21 protein-coding genes and 1 pseudogene are annotated in these 22907 nt (G+C 67.2%); 17 read left to right on the top strand and 5 right to left on the bottom strand.

Annotation, left to right across the window (positions count from 1 at the left end; genetic code table 11):
- The first annotated feature begins 2 nt into the window (after positions 1 to 2).
- The 7 genes from rpsD to FA89_RS09015 all read left to right on the top strand — a co-directional run bounded on the left by rpsD (position 3) and on the right by FA89_RS09015 (position 6571).
- Positions 3 to 629, top strand: coding sequence for a 30S ribosomal protein S4 (gene rpsD, locus FA89_RS08985; protein ID WP_036140163.1), 627 nt, complete (start codon positions 3 to 5; stop codon positions 627 to 629).
- 18 nt (positions 630 to 647) lie between these two features.
- Positions 648 to 1646 (top strand): DNA-directed RNA polymerase subunit alpha, encoded by a 999-nt coding sequence (locus FA89_RS08990; RefSeq protein WP_036115434.1) that lies wholly within the window; start codon positions 648 to 650, stop codon positions 1644 to 1646.
- A 209-nt stretch (positions 1647 to 1855) separates the two neighbouring features.
- A complete protein-coding gene (gene rplQ / locus FA89_RS08995) occupies positions 1856 to 2242 on the top strand; it encodes a 50S ribosomal protein L17 (RefSeq protein ID WP_036140166.1) in 387 nt (128 codons plus the stop codon).
- A gap of 157 nt (positions 2243 to 2399) precedes the next feature.
- On the top strand, positions 2400 to 2900 hold the full coding sequence (locus FA89_RS09000) for a disulfide bond formation protein B (RefSeq protein WP_036140168.1): 501 nt from the start codon (positions 2400 to 2402) through the stop codon (positions 2898 to 2900).
- 45 nt (positions 2901 to 2945) lie between these two features.
- Complete coding sequence (locus FA89_RS09005) at positions 2946 to 4319, top strand: class II 3-deoxy-7-phosphoheptulonate synthase (protein ID WP_036140170.1); 1374 nt, start codon at positions 2946 to 2948, stop codon at positions 4317 to 4319.
- A gap of 163 nt (positions 4320 to 4482) precedes the next feature.
- Positions 4483 to 5121, top strand: coding sequence for a hypothetical protein (locus FA89_RS09010; protein ID WP_221174289.1), 639 nt, complete (start codon positions 4483 to 4485; stop codon positions 5119 to 5121).
- 10 nt (positions 5122 to 5131) lie between these two features.
- Positions 5132 to 6571, top strand: coding sequence for an XVIPCD domain-containing protein (locus tag FA89_RS09015; RefSeq protein WP_051938645.1), 1440 nt, complete (start codon positions 5132 to 5134; stop codon positions 6569 to 6571).
- Between the two features lie 7 nt (positions 6572 to 6578).
- Here the strand turns inward: FA89_RS09015 and queG are convergent, their stop codons facing one another.
- A complete protein-coding gene (gene queG / locus FA89_RS09020; protein ID WP_036140173.1) occupies positions 6579 to 7649 on the bottom strand; it encodes a tRNA epoxyqueuosine(34) reductase QueG in 1071 nt (356 codons plus the stop codon).
- A gap of 35 nt (positions 7650 to 7684) precedes the next feature.
- Between queG and FA89_RS09025 the strand changes: the two genes are divergently transcribed.
- From FA89_RS09025 to FA89_RS09045, 5 genes are all read left to right on the top strand, one after another.
- Positions 7685 to 9157, top strand: coding sequence for an NAD(P)H-hydrate dehydratase (locus tag FA89_RS09025; protein WP_036140175.1), 1473 nt, complete (start codon positions 7685 to 7687; stop codon positions 9155 to 9157).
- Entirely contained in the window at positions 9154 to 9618 is a 465-nt protein-coding gene (tsaE, locus tag FA89_RS09030; protein ID WP_036140178.1) for a tRNA (adenosine(37)-N6)-threonylcarbamoyltransferase complex ATPase subunit type 1 TsaE, read from the top strand. The genes FA89_RS09025 and tsaE overlap by 4 nt, the downstream gene beginning before the upstream one ends.
- A gap of 121 nt (positions 9619 to 9739) precedes the next feature.
- Positions 9740 to 11383, top strand: coding sequence for an N-acetylmuramoyl-L-alanine amidase (locus FA89_RS09035; protein WP_036143967.1), 1644 nt, complete (start codon positions 9740 to 9742; stop codon positions 11381 to 11383).
- A gap of 52 nt (positions 11384 to 11435) precedes the next feature.
- The gene (mutL, locus tag FA89_RS09040; RefSeq protein WP_036140179.1) at positions 11436 to 13313 is read left to right on the top strand and encodes a DNA mismatch repair endonuclease MutL; all 1878 of its coding nucleotides are present in this window, start codon (positions 11436 to 11438) and stop codon (positions 13311 to 13313) included.
- Between the two features lie 45 nt (positions 13314 to 13358).
- Positions 13359 to 14249 (top strand): DUF1684 domain-containing protein, encoded by an 891-nt coding sequence (locus tag FA89_RS09045; RefSeq protein ID WP_036140180.1) that lies wholly within the window; start codon positions 13359 to 13361, stop codon positions 14247 to 14249.
- An 18-nt stretch (positions 14250 to 14267) separates the two neighbouring features.
- On the opposite strand, the gene FA89_RS09050 is transcribed toward FA89_RS09045, so the two are convergent.
- Complete coding sequence (locus FA89_RS09050) at positions 14268 to 15050, bottom strand: enoyl-CoA hydratase/isomerase family protein (protein ID WP_036140183.1); 783 nt, start codon at positions 15048 to 15050, stop codon at positions 14268 to 14270.
- Between the two features lie 146 nt (positions 15051 to 15196).
- On the opposite strand from FA89_RS09050, the gene FA89_RS09055 reads away from it, so the two are divergent.
- The 3 genes and pseudogenes from FA89_RS09055 (at position 15197) to FA89_RS09070 (ending at position 17595) form a co-directional block, all read left to right on the top strand.
- Positions 15197 to 15919 (top strand): FKBP-type peptidyl-prolyl cis-trans isomerase, encoded by a 723-nt coding sequence (locus tag FA89_RS09055; RefSeq protein WP_081916408.1) that lies wholly within the window; start codon positions 15197 to 15199, stop codon positions 15917 to 15919.
- A 25-nt stretch (positions 15920 to 15944) separates the two neighbouring features.
- Positions 15945 to 16738 (top strand): annotated as a pseudogene (locus FA89_RS09065) (CoA pyrophosphatase).
- Positions 16732 to 17595 (top strand): sulfurtransferase, encoded by an 864-nt coding sequence (locus FA89_RS09070; protein WP_036140187.1) that lies wholly within the window; start codon positions 16732 to 16734, stop codon positions 17593 to 17595. The pseudogene FA89_RS09065 and the gene FA89_RS09070 overlap by 7 nt, the downstream one beginning before the upstream one ends.
- Here the strand turns inward: FA89_RS09070 and FA89_RS09075 are convergent.
- Positions 17590 to 18621, bottom strand: a complete 1032-nt coding sequence (locus FA89_RS09075; RefSeq protein WP_036140191.1) for an oxidoreductase — start codon at positions 18619 to 18621, stop codon at positions 17590 to 17592. The genes FA89_RS09070 and FA89_RS09075 overlap by 6 nt on opposite strands.
- A gap of 97 nt (positions 18622 to 18718) precedes the next feature.
- Here FA89_RS09075 and FA89_RS09080 point away from each other — a divergent pair, with 97 nt between their 5' ends.
- A complete protein-coding gene (locus FA89_RS09080; protein ID WP_051938646.1) occupies positions 18719 to 20278 on the top strand; it encodes a POT-type proton-dependent oligopeptide transporter in 1560 nt (519 codons plus the stop codon).
- 56 nt (positions 20279 to 20334) lie between these two features.
- Entirely contained in the window at positions 20335 to 21141 is an 807-nt protein-coding gene (locus FA89_RS09085) for an SDR family oxidoreductase (RefSeq protein ID WP_036140193.1), read from the top strand.
- Positions 21142 to 21144: 3 nt separating this feature from the next.
- Here the strand turns inward: FA89_RS09085 and FA89_RS09090 are convergent, their stop codons facing one another.
- Together FA89_RS09090 and FA89_RS09095 are read right to left on the bottom strand one after the other, a co-directional pair.
- Entirely contained in the window at positions 21145 to 21951 is an 807-nt protein-coding gene (locus tag FA89_RS09090; protein ID WP_036140194.1) for a metallophosphoesterase family protein, read from the bottom strand.
- Positions 21948 to 22895 (bottom strand): diacylglycerol/lipid kinase family protein, encoded by a 948-nt coding sequence (locus FA89_RS09095; protein ID WP_036140197.1) that lies wholly within the window; start codon positions 22893 to 22895, stop codon positions 21948 to 21950. Before FA89_RS09095 ends, FA89_RS09090 begins: the two co-directional genes overlap by 4 nt.
- Positions 22896 to 22907: the final 12 nt, after the last annotated feature.

A 22907-nucleotide genomic window follows, 5' to 3' on the forward strand; every position in this document is an offset into this window, starting at 1 on the left:
CCATGGCCCGTTATCGTGGAGCTACCTGCAAACTTGCGCGTCGTGAAGGTGTCGACCTCGGTCTGAAGAGCCCGGCTCGCGCGCTCGATTCCAAGTGCAAGCTCGAAACCAAGCCCGGTCAGCATGGCGCCAACAAGCGCGCCCGTCTTTCCGATTACGCAGTGCAGCTGCGTGAGAAACAGAAGGTCAAGCGCATCTACGGTGTGCTCGAGCGTCAGTTCAGCAACTACTACACCAAGGCTTCGACCCAGAAGGGCAATACGGGTGAAAACCTGCTGCGCCTGCTGGAAAGCCGTCTCGACAACGTCGTGTTCCGCATGGGTTTCGCGGTTACCCGCGCCCAGGCTCGTCAGCTGGTGGCCCATAAGGCTGTCACGGTCAATGGCAAGAAGGTCAATGTGCCTTCCTACCACGTCCGTCCGGGCGACGAAGTCTCGCTGACCGAAAAGGCCCGCACGCAGTTGCGCGTCCAGGAAGCAGCGACGGTTTTCGACACGATGGATCTTCGTCCGTCGTGGGTCGAGGTCGACAGCAAGAAGTTCGCAGGCACGTTCAAGGCTGTGCCGGATCGCGGTGATCTGCCGGCCGATATCAACGAAGCCCTGATCGTCGAGCTTTACTCGAAGTAATCTTCACCGGAGCCTTGCATGGCAGTTTCGTCAACTAGTGTGCTGCGGCCTCGTGGCCTCAGCGTCGAGCAGCTCGGCGCCAACCGCGCCAAGGTGGTGGTCGAGCCGCTCGAGCGTGGCTTTGGTCACACCCTGGGCAACGCGCTGCGTCGCGTGCTGCTCTCTTCGATCCCGGGTAGCGCGATCGTCGAGGTCGAAATCGACGGCGTGCTGCACGAGTACACCACTCTGGAAGGCCTGCAGGAGGACGTGATCGAAGTCCTGCTGAACCTCAAGGATGTCGCCATTCGTCAGCACAGCGGTGACGAAGTCACCCTGACGCTTTCGAAGAAGGGCAAGGGCGTGGTCACGGCAGGCGATATCGCCGTCGACCACTCCGTTGAAATCGTCAACCCGGACCATGTGATCTGCCACCTCACCAAGGATGTGGCCCTGAACATGCGCCTGAAGGTTCGTCGTGGCGTCGGCTACCAGCCGGCCAGCGCGCGCCAGCATCCGGATGACGAGACGCGGCCGATCGGCCGTCTGCAGCTCGACGCGTCGTTCGCGCCGGTCCTGCGCGTGGCTTACGAAGTGGACGCCGCTCGTGTCGAGCAGCGCACCAACCTCGACAAGCTCGTGCTCGACATCGAGACGAACGGCACGATCGGTGCTGAAGACGCTGTCCGCAAGGCGGCTGAAATCATCAACGACCAGCTGTCGGTGTTCGGCGATTTCTCGCGCCGCGAGAGCGATTCGACCAAGGCGGAGAAGGGCGGGTTCGATCCGCTGCTGCTGCGTCCGATCGACGATCTCGAACTGACGGTCCGTTCCGCGAACTGCCTCAAGGCCGAAAGCATCTACTACATCGGCGATCTGGTCCAGAAGACCGAAGTCGAGCTGTTGAAGACGCCGAACCTTGGCAAGAAGTCGCTGACGGAAATCAAGGATGTCCTGGGCGGGCGTGGTCTCGCACTGGGCATGAAGCTCGAAAACTGGCCGCCGCCGGGTCTTTCTCACGGCATGCAGCTGGGTTGATTCACACGGGGCGATCGCTTTTCGATCGCCCCGTTCCTTTGCGCCATCCGGTGGATGCCCCGTGCACTTCCATCGTGAATCGACAGCGGTCCATAGAGGCCGCCCTCTTATAACGAGGCGTACTGACAGCCTCGCATCAGCGGGTAACCGCGGAACGTCGGTCCATCCCGGCCGGCTTTTCATAACAACAGACTTAGAGAGTACACGTCATGCGTCACCAGAAATCCGGTCGCAAGCTCAATCGCACGAGCAGCCATCGCGAAGCCATGTTCAAGAACATGGCCTCGTCGCTGATCAAGCATGAGCTTATCCGTACCACGCTGCCCAAGGCCAAGGAACTCCGTCGCGTTGCCGAGCCGCTCATCACGCTCGCCAAGACCGATGGCGTCGCCAACCGTCGCCTCGCCTTCGCGCGTCTGCGCGACAAGGTTGCCGTGGGCAAGCTGTTCGTCGAACTCGGCCCCCGTTACCGCGAGCGTCCCGGTGGTTACCTGCGTATCCTCAAGTGCGGCTTCCGCCCGGGCGACAACGCCCCGATGGCGTATGTCGAACTGGTGGACCGCCCGACCGCCGGCGAAGCCGTCGACGCCGAGTAAGCGCCAAGGTTGTCCCAAAGAACCCCGGCCGGGTGACCTGCCGGGGTTTTTTTTATGCAAGTGATTGAATTACGGTTACAAACGAAACTTCACGTGCTTGCTGACAAATGCATGCACATCGGGTTAACGTGGTTGTCCTGACACCTATCCGTTACCCATGGCTCTCTCCTCCCTGACGTTTCGTTCGCGCTACCTGCTGGCCTTCCTCGTCTGCGTCGGCCTGATGGCCTTCGCCTTGTATTCGCAATACGTGATGCATCTGGATCCGTGCCCGCTGTGTATTTTCCAGCGCATCGCGGTGTGCATCATGGGCCTGTTCTTCCTGTTGGGTGGCCTGCACGCGCCGGCGACGCGACGCGGCCGATTCACGTATGCGGGCCTCATCACCCTGGGTGGTCTGTGGGGCATTGCCACGGCGGGTCGTCATCTGTGGCTGCAATCGCTGCCTGCCGACCAGGTTCCCGCCTGCGGCCCCGGCCTGGGTTACCTGTTCGACGCCTTCCCCTTCATGAAGATGCTGAAGCTGGCCTTCACCGGCTCCGGGGAGTGCGCGAAGATCGAACCCATCCTCGGGCTGCCCATGCCGGCCTGGACCCTGCTCTGGTTCATTGCCCTGATCGTCTGGGCGCTTGTCGCTCTCCGTCGCACCGTTCGCTGATTTCTCCTGCGCCGCTCCAGGCGCCATTACGAAGGCACCACCGTCATGCAGCACTCCCTCAAAGCCGTAGTTCCCTCGTCCGCCGACTGGACGCCGGGTTCGTGGCGTTCGAGGACCGCCCTCCAGCAGCCGACGTATGAAGACGCGGCGGAGCTCAACCACGCCTTGACCCAGCTCGGCGAATTGCCGCCGCTGGTCACCTCGTGGGAAGTCCTCACCCTGAAGCAGCGCATTGCCGAAGCGCAGGATGGCGAGCGATTCCTTCTGCAGGGCGGCGATTGCGCCGAAAGCTTCGCGGACTGCAACAGCCCGATCATTTCCAATCGGCTGAAGGTGCTGCTGCAGATGAGCCTGGTGCTGGTGCACGGCATGAAGAAGCCCGTGCTGCGCGTCGGTCGCTTTGCCGGCCAGTACGCCAAGCCGCGCTCCGCCGATGCCGAAACGCGTGACGGCATGACCCTGCCGGCCTTCCGCGGCGACCTGGTCAACAGCCCCGAGTTCACGCCGGCCGCGCGTCGCGCCGATCCGCAGCGACTCATCAAGGCCCATGCCCGCTCCGCGATGACGATGAACTTCGTCCGCGCGCTGATCGACGGCGGTTTTGCCGACCTGCACCACCCCGAGTATTGGGACCTGGCCTGGGTGGACCACTCGCCGCTGGCCGCCGAGTACAAGCGCATGGTCGCCACCATCGGCGACTCGCTGCGCTTCATGGAGACCCTGGCCGGCCAGTCGATCTCCAGCTATTCGCGGGTGGATTTCTACACCTCGCACGAAGCGCTCCTGCTGCACTACGAGGAAGCGCTGACCCGCCAGGTGCCGCGCCAGGACGGCTGGTTCAACCTGTCCACGCACTACCCGTGGATCGGCATGCGCACGGCGGCGCTGGACGGCGCGCACACGGAGTACTTCCGCGGTATCCGCAACCCGATCGCTGTGAAGGTCGGTCCGACCGTGCAGCCGGACGAACTGCTGCGCCTGATCGACGTGCTCAACCCCAATGAGGAGCCGGGTCGCCTGACCCTGATCCATCGCATGGGCAACGACAAGATCGCCACGCAGCTGCAGCCTCTGCTTGAGGCGGTCAAGCGGGAAGGTCGCCGCGTGCTCTGGGTCGCCGATCCGATGCACGGCAACACCGAGAGCACCAGCAACGGCTACAAGACGCGGCGCTTCACCAACATCGCGGGCGAGCTGGACCAGGCGTTCGACATCCATGCCGCGGCCGGCACCCGCCTCGGTGGCGTGCACCTGGAGCTGACCGGCGAGAACGTCACCGAGTGCCTCGGCGGTGCCCGTGGCCTGGTGGAGACGGACCTGGACCGCGCGTACAAGTCGATGGTCGATCCCCGGCTCAACTACGAGCAGTCACTGGAACTGGCGATGCTGATCGTGAAGAAGTCGGGCGGCATGGCCTGAGCGTTCCGCCAGGCCCTGTGCCTGTGCCTGGGCCAGGAAGGTGTCCGGCGGCTGAATTTGCCGTCGGTGCCTTATTCCTCGTGCGGATGGTTTTGCTAGGCTTGGGCCACCATGGCGTCGGGCATGCGTCCCGTCAGGTGCGCACCCGCATCGAGGAGGCACGATGATCCAGGACGACAGGTTGCGGTCCAGCCGCTTCGCATCCGCAGCATACCGATGGGGCGCCATTGCTACGCTGATTTCAGCGCTTGCCCTGCCTGCGGCGTGCGCGGCACATCCGGCCCGGGAGACCTCACGCATGAGCAGTTCCGCTACTCACGATTCCATGCCACCTAGCCAGATCACGGCCACACAGGCGCTCAACGGAGTCATGGCCCTGATCCGATCGCATAAGACCGTGACGGAACTGACGCCGGAATCCATGGGTCAGGCCCTTGGGGTACCTGTAACGCGCGTAAGCGCCGACCACTATGGTTACGCACAGCGACTTCCCGGCGACTGGTCGTTCAGCGTGCAACGCCAGCTGGTGCCCTCGATCGGTCCACGGGTGGACCTCGCGTTCTCGCCCGTCGATGAGGCTGAGCCATCGCCGCAGGGCATCTGCTCGCCAGACTTCGCTCATTTCACCGCAGAGCTGGAGCAACTGGGTTTCACCCGCCAGACCTCGCGCGGCGAGCATGGTCGATGGAACTTCGATGCGTTTGATCGCCCCGGCCAGCATGTCGAGGTCTATCCGCTGGTCCAGCCTGGCGATGGCCCGGGTAAGGACCTTACGTGTATCAAGATGGTCTTGATTCGCTGAGGCAACCGTCATGCCCCTGAGCGCCAATGCCACCGCCGTCGTCGATGCCTTCGGCCATCAGCCGGGCGTCACTCCCGATCAGTTGAATAACCTGCGTCAGACCATCAATGCCTCGCCGGCGCTCGTCGACGAGGTGAACCGGGCGGTCGCGGCAGGGCATCTGCAGCGCATCGTTCCGCTGAACAATCCGAACGCCGGTGGCGAATATGCGCCCGGTGCGCATGAGATGCGCCTTCCGCTTCATTCACTCACTACGCCCCCCGGTGGCCGGTTCGATGCGGGTGAGCCGACGTTCGTTCTCGGTCACGAATTGCAGCATGGCTTCAACGCGGCGGATACCGCCCGTGCTCGCGCGAAGTTCGATACCGACCTGCAGGCCGTCGCGCAGTCGCCAAACAATGTTCACGATTACACCCGGCCGATCGGCGACCTCATCGCGGCTAACCGTCGTGACGAGGCGCGTGCGCAGATTTCAGGCTGGAACGCCACGGTCAGCGCTGCGCGCGAGGATGCCCGCATCAACCATGCACCCGCGCCCACCCTGCAGGATATCTACAACCGAAATCCCGGCCGCATGGGCGATTTCATCAAGGTCGACAACACACACATGCCGCCGACCTACGCGATGCGTTCCAATCTCGCGGTCAAGCCCGATCTTTCGATGGCCTCCACGCCGGGAAACATCGAAGGGCAGGGCAAAAATTACTTCGACAAGGGCGCGACACTCGGGCACAACGGCAATTCCACCTATGCCAACTACTACGGTGCGGTCGCGGTTGGGCGTGCGGTGGAATTCGAACGCTATTACGGCCAGGCCATGGCGCCCGCCGGTCACGCGCCGGCCACCATGGCGGTCAACCTGAAGTCGCTGCATCTCGATCCGCGCATCATGGCCGAGAACGGCATCAACCTCGGGAGTAACCACCAGGCCATGCCTTATTCGGATAGGAGTACCGCCCCGCCTACGGCCCGCCACTTCCGTCAAAGCGACACCACGCACACGTATGTGCCGATCGTGCAAGGTGCGGCGCCCTCGCCGCGGCTAGACCATCCCGATCATCCGGACCATGCCCTGTACATGCAGTCGCGCGATGCTGTGCATCGGCTCGACGCACAGCAGGGGCGCGTACCGGACGTGCAGAGCGATCAGTTCGCTGCGTCCGCAGCAGTCGCCGCACGTGCAAACGGCATGACGCGTGTGGACCATGTGGCGCTGAGCGACGATGCCTCGCGAGCCTACGCGGTGCAAGGCGCACTGAACTCCCCACATAAGCAGGTAGCGGAAATGCAGACGGTGCAGGCGGTCAACGCGCCAATCGAGCAAAGCAGTCGTGACTGGGCGAACATGGCGCAGCAGCAGGCCGTCGAACGACCCACACCCCCAGCCCAGACGCAGGCGCCGCCATTATTGGCCGAACCGCAGCGCGACGTGATGCGCCAACCTCAGTGATCGTGGTTCAGCCAGCCACGGCATGCCGGGCCAATGCCCACGCCACGTGTTCGCGCACGATGGGTGATGGATCGTCCGCGCGTGCGCGGAGTGCGGCGACGATCTCGTCGGAGGTGGGGGCGTTGCCGAGGCCCACGGCCAGGTTGCGCAGCCAGCCTTCGTAACCCGTGCGGCGGATCGCCATGCCCTCGGTGCGGGAAAGGAAGTCCGCTTCGCTCCAGGCGAACAGGTCGATCAGGCGCGGGCCGTCCAGGCTATGCCTTGGAGCGAAGTCGGGCTCGGTGGCTTCCTGCGCGAACTTGTTCCATGGGCAGATCAGTTGGCAGTCGTCGCAGCCGAAGATGCGGTTGCCGATCGGCGCGCGTAGCGCCTCGGGAATGCTGCCCTTGAGCTCGATGGTCAGGTAGGAAATGCATTTGCGTGCATCCAGCCGGTAGGGCGCGACGATCGCCTGCGTCGGGCAGATGTCGATGCAACGCCGGCAGCTGCCACAGTGCGCGCTGGCCGGTTGATCGACGGGCAGGGGCAGGTCGGTGTACAGCTCGCCGAGGAAGAAATACGAGCCCGCGCGCTTGTTGATCAGTACCGTGTGCTTGCCGATCCAGCCGAGGCCGGCGTTGCGGGCCAGGGCCTTTTCGAGCACGGGAGCGGAGTCCACGTAAGCGCGGTAACCGAAGTCGCCGATGTGCTCGCCGATCCGTGCCGCCAGCTTCTGCAGTCGGTTGCGCATCACCTTGTGGTAATCGCGGCCGAGCGCATAGCGTGCGACGTAGGCTTTTTCCCCGTCCTCGATCACGTCCCAGGCATTGGACGTGCCGGGCGGTATGTAATCCATCCGTACCGAGACCACCCGCAGCGTTCCCGGCTCCAGTTCGGCCGGACGGCTGCGCCGCGTGCCGTGGCGCGCCATGTAATCCATTTCGCCGTGGTGGCCGTCGTCCAGCCAGCGCTGCAGGTAGGCCTCGTCGTTACCCAGGTCGGTACCGGCGATACCGACGTCCGCGAATCCGAGCTCGCGCGCCCAACGCTTGATGTCGTCGGCGAGGGCGGCGTAGTCGGTGTCGGCGGGTGCGGGCATGCGTGCATTCTACTTGCCCCTCCTATAATCCTCCGATGACCTCGCCCAACCTCGATATCGCTCTTTTCACGTCCGCGCAGGCCCGCGCGATCGACCAGCGCGCCATCGGCGACCTCGGCCTACCCGGCTTCACGCTGATGACGCGCGCGGCCGCCGCGGCGTTTGGCATGTTGCGTCGGCGCTGGCCCCAGGCGCGGCGACTCCGCGTGGTCTGCGGCGCCGGCAACAACGGCGGTGACGGCTACCTCGTGGCTCGCGATGCGCTGGATCTCGGCCTCGCCGTCGAGCTCGTCGCGCTGGAAGCCCCACGGGGGGTGGACGCCGTGCAAGCCCGCGAGGCCTTCGTCGCCGCGAGTGGCACGGTGTTGTCGTGGGACGCCTGGGCCGGACTCGCTCCCGCCGACGTCATCGTCGATGCGATTTACGGCACGGGCCTGAACCGGGCGCCCGAGGGCGCGGCGGCGGTCGCCATCGAGGCGATCAACGCCGCCGGTGTCCCGGTACTCGCGCTGGACGTGCCCTCGGGGCTGGACGCCGATACCGGCGAGTGCCCCGGCGTCGCGGTGCAGGCCGCGGCAACGGCTACGTTCATCGTGCACAAGCGTGGCCTGCATACCCATCGCGCCGCGCTCGCCGGCGACGTCGAACGGCATGGCCTGGACCTGCCCGGCAGCATCCTGGAGGCGCCCGACGCGCGCCTGCTGGTGGAAGCCTCCCTCCCGCGACGCCCACGGGATTCGCACAAGGGCAGCAACGGGCACATCCTGGCCATCGGCGGCGACCACGGTACCGGCGGTGCGGTGCGCATGGCCGCGGAGGCCGCCCTGCGCACCGGCGCGGGGTTGGTCAGTGTGGCCACGCGCGAAGCGAACGTGCCGGCGATGAACGCGGCGCGTCCCGAACTGATGGCGCATGGCGTCGACGGTCCGCAGGCGCTGCAGCCCATGCTGGACAAGGCATCCGTGGTTGCGCTGGGGCCCGGCCTCGGCCAGGCCGCCTGGGGTCACGCGCTGTGGACCACGGCGCTGGACGCCGGCCTGCCGACGGTGCTGGATGCGGACGGCCTCAACCTGCTGCATACCCATGCGCGCGCGCTGCCGGAGAAGGTCGTGCTGACGCCGCATCCGGGCGAGGCGGCCCGCCTGCTCGGCCGGGATACCCGGGCCGTCCAGACGGATCGCTTCGCAGCGGTCCGCGAGTTGGCGCAACGCTACGGGGCGGTCGTGGTGCTCAAGGGCAACGGCAGCCTGATCGCCTCGCCGGACGGCCAGGTCTCGGTCTGCCCCTGGGGTAATCCGGGCATGGCCAGCGGCGGCATGGGCGATACCCTTACCGGCATCATCGCCGGCTTGCTGGGGCAGGGTTGCGATCCCTACGAGGCCGCCTGCCTGGGTGTGGCGCTGCACGCCCGTGCGGCGGACGTGGCCGCGCGGCAAGGCGAGCGGGGGCTGCTGGCGGGCGACCTGCTGGAGCCCCTGCGCCGGCTGGTCAACGGGTTACCCGCATGAGTAGCAGCGAAGAACGCATCCTTGCCGACGAGGACGCCACGCTGGCCTTTGGTCGCGAGATGGCCGCAGGCCTGGACGGTGGCCTGGTCGTGTTCCTGCATGGCGACCTGGGCGCCGGCAAGACCACGTTCGCCCGGGCCTTCCTCCGCGCCCTGGGCGTGGGCGAGCGGGTGAAGAGCCCTACCTACAGCCTGGTCGAGGGCTACGACATCGGCGACCGACGTGCCTTCCACCTCGATCTGTACCGCATCGCCGACCCCGGCGAACTGGAGTGGCTCGGCCTGGACAGCCTGGCGGAGCCCGGCGCTATCGTGCTGGTGGAATGGCCGGAGCGGGGCGCAGGAGCATTGCCGACGGTGGACCTGGAACTCCATTTCCGGCACCGCGACGGCGGTCGTGCGGTACGGCTGGAGGCCCGCACGGTATCTGGCCAGCGCGTGCTCGCCGCACTACCGCGCTGACGCACATGTCCTCGTTTGGACGACATTCCTGTACGTGCGTTGACGAAGGTTTCGCAGGTTATGGATTATCAAGGGAAAACATATTGCATTCGTCGGGCGCATGGAGTTCAATCCGGGCCGTATGAGGGGAATCATCTTCAAATTCCGTGGATTCGTGTGCGCGATCGCCCTCGCGACGCTGGCGCCTGCCCTGGCGTTGGCCGCCGACGTCAAGTCGGCGCGCGTGTGGGCCGGCCCTGAATACACCCGTGTGGTGTTCGATCTGTCCGGCCCCGCCACGTACAAGATGTCCCAGGGCGATACGCCCGGCAGCGTAGTCCTCGATATCGCCGGGAGCACCGTGGCGGGCAACTTCGCCGCGCCGGGCAAGCAGGGCCTGTTCCAGTCCATGACGGCGGGGAAGCAGGGCGGCGGCGCCCGCGTGGTGGCTACCGTGGACGCCCGCGCCAAGCCCAAGAGTTTCCTGCTCAAGCCGGCCGGCGATTACGGCTATCGGCTGGTGCTCGATCTGTACCCCGGCGGCCAGAGCGATCCAGGCGACAACAGCCCGTCAGATACGGATGCGCCGGCGCTGGCCACCGCCATTGCCGAATCCCCCACCGAAGCGCCCGCCGTGGCTCCCCTGCGTGGCAGGCGCGGCAAGGCGGGCAAGACGATTCCGGCAGGTTCGCCGCCGATGCTCGGTGGCGAGCGCAAGGTGGTCGTGGCCATCGATGCCGGGCACGGTGGCGAAGATCCGGGCGCCCGCGGCGCCACCGGCCTGCGCGAGAAGGACGTCACCCTGCAGGTGGCGCGCGAGCTGGCCGACCAGATCAACCGCCAGCCCGGCATGCAGGCCGTGCTGACCCGCAACGGCGACTACTTCATTCCGTTGAAGCGCCGCTACGAGATCGCCCGTGAGCACAATGCCGACATGTTCGTGTCGATCCACGCGGACGCGTTCAAGAACGGTGACGCCAAGGGCTCGTCGGTCTGGGTGCTGTCGCCGCGCGGCAAGACTTCCGAGGCTTCGCGCTGGCTGGCCGATCGCGAAAACCGCGCCGACCTGGTCGGCGGCGTGTCGCTGGACGACAAGGACGACTCGCTGGCGGCGGTGTTGCTGGATCTCCAGCAGGGCTACGCCATGCAGGCCAGCGAATCCATCGCCGGCAACGTGCTCAAGGCGCTGGGTCGCCTGGGTCCGACGCATCGCGGTTACGTGGAGCGTGCCAACTTCGTGGTGCTGCGGTCGCCGGACGTGCCGTCCATCCTCGTGGAAACGGCCTTCATCACCAATCCCGAGGAAGAGCGCCGCCTGCGCGACGACGGCCATCGCCGCGAACTGGCCACGGCGGTGCTCGGTGGTGTGCGCAATTATTTCGAATCCATGCCGCCGCCGGGCACCTGGTTCGCGGCGCAGGCCGCGCGGCGCAACGGCACCTCGCTGGCCGCCACCGCCGCGTCCGCACCGGCGGCGCCCGCCGTGGCGTCCGACGCCGGTGCAGTGGCTTCCGATGCCGTCAAGGCGGCTTCGCGCGTGACGACGTCCGGCCGTAAGGCCCTGGCCAAGGCCGAGGCCTCCCCGTCGCCCGCACGAGGCCGGGTCGAGACGCCGTCGGGTCGTGCCGACGAGAACGTGCGCGACCTCCACCGCGTCAACCGCGGCGAAACCCTGACCGGCATCGCCCAGCAGTACGGCGTATCCGTCGGCGCACTCAAGATCGCCAACAAGATGAACGACAACAACGTCCGCGTCGGCTCGGTCATGGTCATTCCCGCGAGCTGACGCCGCGCCCTTGGGCTATGCTTTCGACCTGAACGCAGTCAGGTTGTCATCCATGCCCATCCGCCCCCTGCCGCCCGAGCTGATCAACCAGATCGCGGCCGGCGAAGTCATCGAGCGACCCGCCTCGGTGGTCAAGGAACTCGTCGAGAACAGCATCGATGCCGGTGCGCGCCGGATCGAGGTCGACATCGAGCAGGGCGGCTCCCGGCTGATCCGCGTGCGCGACGACGGTGGCGGCATTCCGCGCGATGAGCTGGCGCTGGCCGTCGCCTCGCATGCCACCAGCAAGATCGGCAGCTTCGACGACCTGGAGCGCGTGGCCAGCATGGGCTTTCGCGGCGAGGCGCTGGCCTCCGTATCCTCCGTGGCGCGCTTCTCGCTCACCTCGCGGCATGCGGGGCAGGACGCCGCCTGGCGCATCGACGTGGACGGCGGTCGCCTGCAGGATGCGCGGCCCGCGCAGCATCCGCCGGGCACCACCATCGAGGTGCGCGACCTGTTCTACAACGTGCCGGCCCGGCGCAAGTTCCTCCGCGCCGAGCGCACCGAGTTCGCGCACATCGACGACCTGCTGAAATCGCTGGCGCTGGCTCGCGCGGGTGTCGATATCCGGCTCTCGCACAACGGCAAGCCGGTGCGCCTGCTCAAGCCGGCACGCGACGAACACGCGGCGCTGGCGCGCGTGGCCGAAGTGCTCGGCCCCGAGTTTCCCGGCCAGGCCCTGCGCGTGGACCACGAGGCCGCGGGCCTGAGCCTGTCCGGCTGGGTCGGCCTGCCTACCGCGTCGCGCTCGCAGGCCGACCAGCAATATTTCTACGTCAACGGCCGGCTGGTCCGCGACCGCATCGTCGCCCACGCCGTGCGCCAGGCGTATGCGGACGTGCTGTTCCACGGCCGCCATCCGGTGTTCGTGCTGTTCCTCACGCTCGATCCGGTCGGCGTGGACGTGAACGTGCACCCGGCGAAAAGCGAAGTGCGCTTCCGCGAGCAGCGGCTGATCCACGATTTCCTGTTCCGCACGCTGCACGAGGCACTGGCGCAGACGCGTGCCGGCGTGGGCGCAGCGTCCTCGACGGATGCGCCGTCAGGCATGGCCGGCGGCATCGACGCGGGGCACGGGACAGGGGTGGGAACGTTTGCGAGCGGTGGCGCGGGATCGCGCATGGCATCGATGCCCGCCTGGCCGCAGGCAGGCAGCCAGTCGCGACTGGGCCTGGGCGTGCGCGACGAACCCCTGGCCGACTACAAGACCCTGTTCGGCGCCACGACGTCCCTGTCGACGCCGCGGCCGTCGACTTCCTGGACGCCGCCGGCCGCCGACGGCGAACCGGACACGGAGGGTGGCATTCCCCCGCTGGGCTACGCCATCGCGCAGCTGAAGAGCATCTACGTGCTGGCCGAGAACGAGCACGGCATGGTGCTGGTCGACATGCACGCCGCGCACGAGCGGATCACCTACGAGAAACTGAAGAACGGCCGCGTCACCTCCAGCCTGCGCTCGCAGATGCTGCTGGTGCCGCTGTCGGTCGCCGTCAGCGCGCGCGAGGCGGCCGCGGCGGAAGAACACGCCGAGGCGCTCGCCGACTGGGGCCTGGAGCTGTCGCGCAGCGGCCCGTCCGGCGTCGTGGTGCGGCGCGTGCCGTCGTTGCTGGAAAGCGCCGATGTGGCCCAGCTCACCCGCGACGTGCTGGCCGAACTGGCCCAGCACGGCAGCTCGCGCCGGCTGGAAGAACTGGAAAACGAACTGCTCTCCACCATGGCCTGCCATGGCTCCGTGCGTGCCGGCCGACGCCTGGGCCTGCCGGAAATGAACGCGCTGCTGCGCGAGATGGAAGCCACCGAACGCTCGGCGCAGTGCAACCACGGCCGTCCCACCTGGGTGCAGCTGTCGCTGGGGGAGCTGGACCGGCTGTTCCTGCGCGGCCGCTGAATCGATGTATGCTGGACGGATAGACGTCCAAACCGGGGTTTCGCCATGATCCGTTCGCTTGCCTTCGCCTCCGTCGTAGCGGTCACCACCGGCAACGCCATTGCCGGCGACGCCTACACCGCCGCCATCGAGAAAGTGCGTGCCGCACGCATCGACGCACTGAAGGCGCCGGACGGCTGGCTGAGCCTGGTCGGTCTGGACTGGCTGCAGCCCGGTGCCAATCGCATCGGCAGCGCGGCCGACAACGACATCGTCCTCAAGGCCGGTCCCGCCCATCTTGGCGTGGTCACGCTGGACGACGGCGGCGCGGTCACCATCGAGCTGGCGCCCGGCAGCGGTGCGCTGGTCGACGGTCGCGAGGTGCAGCGCGCCACGCTCGTCGACGATGGCAGCACCGGCGGCAAGCCCACGGAAGTCCGCTTCGGCTCGGCCCGGTTCTTCGTTATCGCTCGCGACGGCAAGAAAGCCCTGCGCGTGAAGGACGACAACGCCGCCACGCGCATGCACTTTGCCGGCCTGGATTACTTCACCGTCGACCCGACGTGGCGCGTGGAAGCGCGCTGGGTGCCGTTCGATCCGCCGCACGAGCTGGAAATCGGCTCGGTGCTCGGCACGATCGACAAGGAGAAGGTGCCGGGCAAGGCGGTGTTCACGCGCGATGGCCACACCTTCGAGCTCTACCCCATCCAGGAAGAACCCGATTCACTGTTCTTCGTCTTCGCCGACCGTACCAGCGGCAAGGAAACCTACGGCGCGGCGCGGTTCCTGGATACGCCGCTGGCCAAGGACGGCAAGCTGGTGCTGGATTTCAACGAGGCGCGCAACCCGCCGTGCGCGTTCACGCCGTATGCCACGTGCCCGCTGGCGCCGCCGGAAAACCGGCTGGACGTGCGCGTGACCGCGGGCGAGAAGAAATACGCCGGCGGCCACGACTGACGCACCACGGGCGCCGTATCAGGCGCCCTTGAACACCGGCTTGCGCCGCTCCAGGAACGCGTCGGTGCCTTCACGCATGTCTTCGGTGGAGAACGCGATGGCGAAGCCCTGTGTCTCGAAGGCCAGGCCCTGGTCGATCGCGCACTCGCCGCCTTCGATCACGGCCTCCAGGATGCCCTTGAGGGCCAGGGGTGCCGCGGCGGCCAGCTGGTCGGCCAGGGCATCCACGGCGGCGTCCAGTTCGTCGGCCGCCACCACGCGGGTGACCAGGCCGGTGCGCTCGGCACGGGCCGCATCGATCTGCTGGCCCAGCAGGCACAACTCCAGTGCCAGGCCGCGACCAGCGAGACGGGTCAGGCGCTGCGTGCCGCCGAAACCGGGAATCAGGCCCAGGCCGATCTCAGGCTGGCCGAAGCGTGCCTTCTCGCTGGCCACGCGAAGATGGCAGGCCATGGCCAGCTCCATCCCGCCACCCAGGGTGTAACCCTGGATCTTCGCGATCACGGGCTTGCCCAGGCGCTCCACCGTCAGCATCAAGTCCTGCCCGGCGCGCGACGCAGCCTGCGCCTTCACCGGCGACCAGTCGGACATCTCGGAAATGTCCGCGCCGGCGACGAATGCCTTCTCACCCGCACCGGCCAGCACGACGACGCGGATGGCGTCGTCCTGCGCGGCCTGCCGGAAGGCCAGGGTGAGCTCGCCGATGGTCTCGCGGTTGAGCGCGTTGAGCTTGTCGGAGCGGTTGACGGTGATGTGACGGACGGCGCCGCGATCGGCGGTGACGAGGGTACGAAAGGCCATGGCGGCTCCTGGCGGTGGGGCAAGGCGGCGGATGGTAGCAGGGGAACCTTTACCCCTTCCGCGGCGTCTGAGGGTGTACGGACGGGGCAGCGGCCGATGGATTATCCTCCACGCACGCCCAGGGTTCCGGGTTCTTGGAGAACGGGATGCCATCCTCGCGTTTGCTGGTCACGATCGCCGCCTTGCTGTGCCTGCCCGCCCTCCCGGCGTTGGCCCAGGGGCCGGCCACGGCAAACGCTTCCGCCGCACCGGCCATCGACAAGACCCGGCTGTCGTACGCCATCGGTTACCAGATCGGCACCCAGTTCGCCAACAGCGCCCAGCCCGATGTCGACATCGCGGTGCTGGTCAGGGCGCTCCAGGACGGCTACGCCAAGCGCGCGCCGGGCGTACCCATCGATGTCATGCAGCAGCAGCTGGTGAACTTCGACGCCAAGGTGCAGCGCGATTCCGTGGTGGAGTTCCGCCGTGTCGCCGCCGCCAACGCCAAGCGCAGCAGCGATTTCCTCGCCCGCAACCGGGTCCGGCCGGGCGTCACCACGCTGCCTTCCGGTATCCAGTACGCCGTGCTCAACAAGGGCCGCGGTGCGCAGGCCAGTGTCACCAGCACCGTGGTGGTCAATTACCGCGGTGCGTTGATCGACGGCACCGAGTTCGACAGTTCCTACGCCCACGGCAAGCCCGTCACCTTCACGGTCAACCGGGTGATTCCCGGCTGGCAGGACGTGATCCCGCGCATGCGCGTGGGCGACAAGTGGAAGGTGGTGATTCCCCCGGCGCTGGCCTATGGCGAGCGCGGCGAGCTGCCCCGCATCGGCCCCAACGAGGCCCTGGTGTTCGACCTCGAGTTGATCGACGTCAAGCCCTGAGGGTCGCGCTAGAATGACCGACGGTATGTCCCCGGTCCCATCATCCTCGCTCCCCCTGACACCGTGCACCGGCGTGTGCCGCCTCGACGCGCGCGGCCTTTGCGTGGGTTGCCTGCGCACGGGCGAGGAGATCGCCTGCTGGTCGTCGCTGGACGACGACCGCAAGCGCTGGTTGATGGATGAGATCCTTCCCACCCGACAGGCCTGGTGATGGACGACCTCCTGGCCCGTTTGCGCGGCGCGCTGCTGCCCCTGGACACACCGCCGGGTCCGCGCGGCTGGAACCACCACGACATGGCCGAGCTGATCGGCGACGGCCCACGCCGCAAGGCCGCCGTGCTGATCGGCATCCGCGACGACCGCGAGCAGAACGTCGTGCTCACCGTCCGCACCGATACGTTGCAGCAGCACGCCGGCCAGGTCGCCTTTCCCGGCGGCAGGGTGGAAGACCACGACGCGGATGCCGTGGCCACGGCGCTGCGCGAGAGCCACGAGGAAATCGGGCTGGATGCGCGCAAGGTCACGCCGCTGGGCTTTCTGGATGCGTTCGAGACGATCAGCGGCTACTCGGTGACGCCGGTGGTCGCGCGCATCGACGCCGACGCCGTGCTCCGACCAGACCCCGGCGAAGTGGCCGAGGTGTTCGAGGTGCCCTTCGCGTTCTTCCTCGAGCCGGACAACCTGCGTCGCTACACCATGGAGTTCCGTGGTCACCGTCGTGACATGGTCGAATTCCTGCATGCCGGCTACCGCATCTGGGGCGTCACGGCGGCCATCCTCCTCAACCTGCTGAAACGGATGGGACACCACCCATGCTGATCTCGCGCACGCTCGTCGATGCCGGCACCGCCGCCCACCTCTCCGCGCACGACGTGTTGTTCGTCGATGCCCGGTTCGACCTCGCCCATCCCGCCCAGGGTGACGAGGACTATGCGCGGGCGCATGTCCGTGGCGCCGTGCGTGCCGATCTCGACCGCGACCTGGCCGACATGGCGACGCCCGCGAACGGTCGTGGTCGTCATCCGTTGCCCTCGCCCGAGCGTTTTCAGGCTTGGCTGGCGCGTTCGGGCTGGCGGCCGGACCTGCAGGTGGTCGTCTACGATGCGGCCGGCGGGGCCCTGGCGGCCGCGCGTTTCTGGTGGCTGGCGCGTCTGGCCGGCCTGGATAACGTGGCCGTGCTCGATGGCGGCTGGGCCGCCTGGGCGCGGGCCGCGTTGCCCGTGGATGCCGAGGTACCGCAGCGGGAGGCGACGGCCGTGCGTGTAGCCTTCGACGAAGCCGGCATGGTGGATGCCGACACCCTGGCCGAGGGCGTGGCGTCGGGACGGCTGGTCCTGCTGGACGCGCGTGCCACGCCGCGCTATCGCGGCGAGGTCGAGCCGCTGGACCCCGTGGCCGGACACGTGCCCGGCGCGCGCAACCGGCCGTTCGCGGACAACCTCGACACCGACGGCATGTTCCGTTCCCCCGAGGCCCTGCGTCGGGCGTTCGAGGGCGTGATCGGGCCGCACCCCGCGGACGATGTGGTGCACATGTGCGGCTCCGGCGTTACCGCGTGCCACAACCTGCTGGCCATGGAGTACGCGGGCCTGTGCGGTTCACGCCTTTATGCACCGTCATGGAGCGGCTGGGTCAGCGACCGCTCCCGTGGCGTGGCCACCGGCGATGCCCTATAGCACCACCGTGCGTCGTTCGCGTGCGCTCAACTGTGCCGCCTCGATCACGCGAATGACGTCCCGCGATTCGCGCGGGTCCACGGGCACGGCGGATTCGCCGCGGATGGCGGCTGCGACACCGTCGTAGTACGCGGTGTAGCGGCCGGGAAGGGTGTCGATCACCGTGGTGCTGCCATCGGCATCGGTGAAGCGTCCGAACAGCGTGGGGTCGTCGTCGCCCCAGTGCTCACCGCCCGGTCGGCGACCTTCGCGCAGGGCGGCCTCCTGGCCGTCGATGCCGTACTTGACGAAGCTGCCGCCATCGCCATGCACCAGGTAGCGCGGTCCCGGGTCGCGGACCAGCGCCGATGCGTGCAGCACCGCGCGGCGGTGACCGTAATCCAGCACCAGGTGGAAGTAGTCGTCGGTTTTGGCGGCCGCGCGCTGGCGCATCACATCCGCGGTGATCGCACGGGGCAGGCCGAACAGCACCAGTGCCTGGTCGATCAGGTGCGCGCCGAGGTCGTACAGCACACCCGATCCGGCCACTTCGGTTTCCCGCCAGCCCGGCTTGATCTCGGGCCGGAAACGATCGAAGTGCGTTTCGAAGTAGACCACCTCGCCCAGTCGGCCGTCTTCGATCAGGCGGCGCACCGTCAGGAAATCGTTGTCCCAGCGACGGTTCTGGAAGACCGACAGGCGGCGGTCCACGCGGTCGGCCAGTTCGATCAGCGCATCGGCTTCCGTCGCGTCCAGGGTGAACGGCTTGTCGACCACCACGTGCTTGCCGGCTTCCAGCGCGGCACGTGCGAGCGGGGCATGGCTTTCGTTCGGCGAGGCGATGACGATCAGTTCGAGCGAGGGGTCGGTCAGCAAATCATGAGGATTTTCGTAGGCCTTGGCTTCGGGAAAGTCGCGGGCGATCTGATCGGCGCGGCGGCTGCCGATGGCGGCAAGATGCAGGCCCTCCGCGGCGGCGATCAGCGGTGCATGGAAGAAGGCGCCTGCGGTGCCGTAGCCGATGAGGCCGGTGGGGATCGCGTGCATGGTCACTCCTTGGGACGTCGAATGACCAAGGGTAACGCGGCTCGCCTGAGCGTTTCGTTTAGCATCCAGCGCTTCTTCGTAAGCCGCGGAAACGCCCATGACGCCCATCGCCGATGCCGCCAGCCCGCCGGAGCGCATGCCGCGGCAGATCGCCTACATCATCGGTAACGAGGGGTGCGAGCGCTTCAGCTTCTACGGGATGCGCAACATCCTGACGCCGTTCCTGATCACTTCGCTGCTGCTGTACCTGCCGGAGGCGGAGCGTGCGGGGGCGGCCAAGGACGTGTTCCATACCTTCGTCATCGGCGTGTATTTCTTTCCGCTGCTGGGCGGCTGGCTGGCCGACCGCTGGTTCGGCAAGTACCGCACCGTGCTGTGGCTCAGCCTGGTCTACTGCCTGGGGCACCTCTGCCTGGCCATGTTCGAGCACAGCGTGGCAGGCTTCTACACCGGCCTTGCGTTGATCGCCCTGGGCGCGGGCGGGATCAAGCCCTGCGTCGCGGCGTTCGTCGGCGACCAGTTCGACGAGGGGAACCGACGCCTGGCGAAGGTCGTGTTCGATGCGTTCTACTGGATCATCAACGTCGGTTCGTTTCTCGCATCGGTGTCTATGCCCTTCTTCCTGCGCCATTACGGCGCAGCCGTGGCGTTTGGCATTCCCGGTGCGTTGATGTTCGTTGCCACCGTGGTGTTCTGGTGCGGTCGGCGTCACTACGTGATGGCACCACCCGCGGGGAACGATCCCCACGGTTTCATGAAGGTGGTGCGCACCGCGTTGCTCACCCGTCGCGAAGGGCAGGGCCGGCCGGGTTTATGGGTCGCCGCGGGGTCTGTCGTGCTGGCGCTGGCGGCACTGGCGACCACGCCGGTGCTCGGCATCGTCGCGGCGCTGTGCCTCGGGCTTGTGGCGATCCTGATCGGGGGTGGCATCGGTACGCGCATGCAGCTGGAGCGGGCGCGCGGTACTCATCCCGACGAGGCGATCGACGGCGTGGCGGTGGTGCTGCGCGTGCTGGTGGTGTTCGCCCTGGTTACGCCGTTCTGGTCGTTGTTCGACCAGAAAGCCTCGACCTGGGTGCTCCAGGCCGGCGCGATGCGTGCGCCCGACTGGCTGCACCCCGCGCAGATGCAGGCGATCAATCCGCTGCTGGTGCTGCTGCTGATCCCGTTCAACAACCTCGTGCTGTTTCCGCTGCTGCGCAAGGCCGGCATCGAGCCCACGGCCCTGCGTCGCATGACGGCGGGCATCGTGTTTTCCGCGCTGGCCTGGGTAGTGGTCGGCGTGTTGCAAATGGCGCTGGACGGTGGCGATGCGCTTTCGATCGCATGGCAGGTGCTGCCGTACGTGTTGCTGACCATGGGCGAGGTGCTGGTCTCGGCGACCGGTCTGGAATTTGCCTACAGCCAGGCACCGCCGTCGATGAAGGGCACGCTGATGAGCTTCTGGACGTTGAGCGTCACCGTCGGCAACCTCTGGGTGCTGCTGGCCAACGCAGGCGTGCGCAACGAAGCCGTGCTGGCAGGGATCGCGGGCACGGGCATGGGGATCACCGCGTTCCAGATGTTCTTCTTCGCCGGCTTTGCTGCCGTGGCTGCGCTGGCGTTCGGGCTATACGCACGCGGCTATCGCCCCGTGGACTATTACCGCGCCGCGTGACGTTCCCTGCACGGCGGCGCGCGGAGCATCGAGGCCTTCCGGCAGGAGACACGACCATGGCGGCAGCGAACAAGGCGGCACCCCTTCCGTCGACGGGCACCGTCGAGTGGCCCGGCAAGGTGGTGTTGGTGACCGGCGGCGCGCAGGGCATCGGCAAGGGCATCGCCGAGGCGGTGCTTGCCGTCGGTGGATCGGTGGTCATCGGCGACGTGGATGCCGACGCCGGAAGGGCCTGCCTGGAGGAATGGGATGCCGCCGAGCGTGCCGCCTTCCTGGCGCTGGACGTGTCGAAGGAAGCCAGCGTGAAACGCTTCGTGGCCGCGGCGCTCAAGCGCTTCGGTCGCATCGACGGCCTGGTCAACAACGCGGGTATCGCCGATCCCAACAGCGGTCCGCTGCCCAAGCTTGACTGGAGCGAGTGGAAACGCCGCATCGATACCAACCTGGGCGGTACCTTCCTGTGCAGCAAGCATGCGTTGCCGGCGCTCACGCGCAGCAACGGCGCGATCGTCAACATCGCGTCGTCGCGTGCGCACCAGTCGGAGCCGGACACGGAAGCCTACGCGGCCAGCAAGGGCGGCATCGTCGCCTTCACCCATGCGCTGGCGATCAGTGCCGGGCCGGTGCGCGTGAATGCGATCAACCCCGGCTGGGTGGTCGTGGACGAATGGAAAAAACCGGGCCTGCGCCGCAAGACGCGGTTATCCGCCGCGGATCATGCGCAACATCCCGTCGGGCGCGCCGGCCTGCCGCCGGATATCGGTGCACTGGCCGTGTTCCTGCTGTCGTCGCAGGCCGGCTTCATCACCGGTGAGAACATCACGGTGGACGGCGGCGTCGCGCGGAAGATGCACTACGTGTGACGGTCAGCGCTGCAGCGGAATGGTGGTCTTGCCACCGGGGTCGAACCGGCCGTTGGCCTCGTTGTAGTCCCAGTGCTCCACCACGCAGCTGCCCGGATCGTTGGCGGGATCGTGGTGGATGACATTGAACGAGTTGCTGATGCCGTCACGGATGCGCGTGGACAGCGCCGTACCGGCCTGCACGGACCACAGTTCGCTGGCCAGCGCACGTTTTTCCGTGTTCAGCGGCCTGACGTAGGGCAGGTGGATATGCCCGCCCATGACAAGATCCGCACCCGCCCCGGCCCAGGCGGCGATGGCGCGCTCGTGGTTGATCAGTAGGTTGGCCACATCCGATTCGCGGATCACATGCACGGGTTGGTGGGTGACGACGATACGCAGCTGCGCCGTGCTGGCCTCGCGCAACTGCCGTACGACTCGCTCGATCTGCGCATCGGATACCTCGCCGTTCTTGTGGCGCGCGGCACGCACGGTGTTCACACCGATCACCAGCAGGTCGTCGCTGGCGTGCACCGGCTCGAGGTCGTGTCCGAACGCGCGACGGTAGCCACCGAACGGATCGAACGCACGCGCGAACACGTTCAGCAGCGGCACGTCGTGGTTGCCCGGAATGACCAGGGATGGGCGGCCGCAGGCATCGATGAAGCGCCGCGCCGCGTCGAACTGGCTGCGCCGTGCGCGCTGCGTCACATCGCCGGAGAGGATGACGAGGTCGGGTCGCAACGAGGCGATCAGTTCGCCCAGGGCGGCGACCACGGGCGGGCGCTCGGTGCCGAAATGGGTATCGGAAATCTGTACCAGCAGGCTCAACCCGGATCCTCCCCGGGCTGGCGCTCACCGTCGGTGAGAAGCACGAGGGGACGCGGCGCGGCGCGGAACACGATGGGTGGGGCGAGCCAGACGATTTCGCCATCGATCGCCACCTTGATCTTCGTGTGCCGGCGCCGCGGCGTCACTGTGATCTCGCGGAACGGAAAGCTCACCACATGCTCGGCTTCGCCCAGCTTGCCCAGCGCACCGCTGAGGATCAGCCGCAGCATGGTCAGCTTGCCGATCGGCTTGAGGACCAGCCCGGCCAGCGTGCCGTCGTTGCGATGCACGTCGGCAGCCTCGTCCAGGCCGATCTTTTCCAGCTGCAGGGCGTTGTTGCCGACGAACAACGTGGGCGTGCGCAGCTGGCGCGCCTGCGATCCGTCGGTGACCGCGATACGCAGTGGCCGGTAGTCGCGCATCAGCGTGGCCAGGCCCGACCACAATGCCACGATGCGGTGACGGCCGAAGCGCTGCTTCCAGGTTTCGCGATCCTCCAGCACCTGCGGGTAGAGACCCAGGCTGGCGTTGACCATGAACATCCGGTCGTTGACCATGCCGATCTGCGCGTCGATCGGCGTCGACCGCACCAGGGCCTCGGCGGCGCCACGCGTGTCGGTGGGAATGCCGTGCGTGCGCCCGGTGAAGTTGAACGTGCCCTGCGGCAGGATGCCCATGGTCAGTTGCTCGCGCCAGGCGGTCTGCGCGACGCAGTTGATGGTGCCGTCGCCTCCCGCCGCCACGATGGCGCCCTCGTGCTCTTTTGCATAGGCGGCCGCCTCGCGGACCGCTTGCTCGATCGGATGCCCGTCGTCGATCAGGAAAAACGCATGGGGGCGACCGGCGGCCTCCAGGATCGAGGCGATCTCGTCGCGCGCGGCGTCCGCGTCCTGGCGGCCGGAGCCGGCGTTCATGACGATGGCAAAAGCGAGTGGGGTGGGCATGGGCGAGGATCG

It is taken from the genome of Luteibacter sp. 9135 (assembly GCF_000745005.1).
Lineage (GTDB): Bacteria > Pseudomonadota > Gammaproteobacteria > Xanthomonadales > Rhodanobacteraceae > Luteibacter.

Coding starts and splice junctions, on each gene's coding strand:
- rpsD (WP_036140163.1), top strand. CDS start 3: ATGGCCCGTTATCGTGGAGCTACCTGCAAACTTGCGCGTCGTGAAGGT.
- FA89_RS08990 (WP_036115434.1), top strand. CDS start 648: ATGGCAGTTTCGTCAACTAGTGTGCTGCGGCCTCGTGGCCTCAGCGTC.
- rplQ (WP_036140166.1), top strand. CDS start 1,856: ATGCGTCACCAGAAATCCGGTCGCAAGCTCAATCGCACGAGCAGCCAT.
- FA89_RS09000 (WP_036140168.1), top strand. CDS start 2,400: ATGGCTCTCTCCTCCCTGACGTTTCGTTCGCGCTACCTGCTGGCCTTC.
- FA89_RS09005 (WP_036140170.1), top strand. CDS start 2,946: ATGCAGCACTCCCTCAAAGCCGTAGTTCCCTCGTCCGCCGACTGGACG.
- FA89_RS09010 (WP_221174289.1), top strand. CDS start 4,483: ATGATCCAGGACGACAGGTTGCGGTCCAGCCGCTTCGCATCCGCAGCA.
- FA89_RS09015 (WP_051938645.1), top strand. CDS start 5,132: ATGCCCCTGAGCGCCAATGCCACCGCCGTCGTCGATGCCTTCGGCCAT.
- queG (WP_036140173.1), bottom strand. CDS start 7,649: ATGCCCGCACCCGCCGACACCGACTACGCCGCCCTCGCCGACGACATC.
- FA89_RS09025 (WP_036140175.1), top strand. CDS start 7,685: ATGACCTCGCCCAACCTCGATATCGCTCTTTTCACGTCCGCGCAGGCC.
- tsaE (WP_036140178.1), top strand. CDS start 9,154: ATGAGTAGCAGCGAAGAACGCATCCTTGCCGACGAGGACGCCACGCTG.
- FA89_RS09035 (WP_036143967.1), top strand. CDS start 9,740: ATGAGGGGAATCATCTTCAAATTCCGTGGATTCGTGTGCGCGATCGCC.
- mutL (WP_036140179.1), top strand. CDS start 11,436: ATGCCCATCCGCCCCCTGCCGCCCGAGCTGATCAACCAGATCGCGGCC.
- FA89_RS09045 (WP_036140180.1), top strand. CDS start 13,359: ATGATCCGTTCGCTTGCCTTCGCCTCCGTCGTAGCGGTCACCACCGGC.
- FA89_RS09050 (WP_036140183.1), bottom strand. CDS start 15,050: ATGGCCTTTCGTACCCTCGTCACCGCCGATCGCGGCGCCGTCCGTCAC.
- FA89_RS09055 (WP_081916408.1), top strand. CDS start 15,197: ATGCCATCCTCGCGTTTGCTGGTCACGATCGCCGCCTTGCTGTGCCTG.
- FA89_RS09070 (WP_036140187.1), top strand. CDS start 16,732: ATGCTGATCTCGCGCACGCTCGTCGATGCCGGCACCGCCGCCCACCTC.
- FA89_RS09075 (WP_036140191.1), bottom strand. CDS start 18,621: ATGCACGCGATCCCCACCGGCCTCATCGGCTACGGCACCGCAGGCGCC.
- FA89_RS09080 (WP_051938646.1), top strand. CDS start 18,719: ATGACGCCCATCGCCGATGCCGCCAGCCCGCCGGAGCGCATGCCGCGG.
- FA89_RS09085 (WP_036140193.1), top strand. CDS start 20,335: ATGGCGGCAGCGAACAAGGCGGCACCCCTTCCGTCGACGGGCACCGTC.
- FA89_RS09095 (WP_036140197.1), bottom strand. CDS start 22,895: ATGCCCACCCCACTCGCTTTTGCCATCGTCATGAACGCCGGCTCCGGC.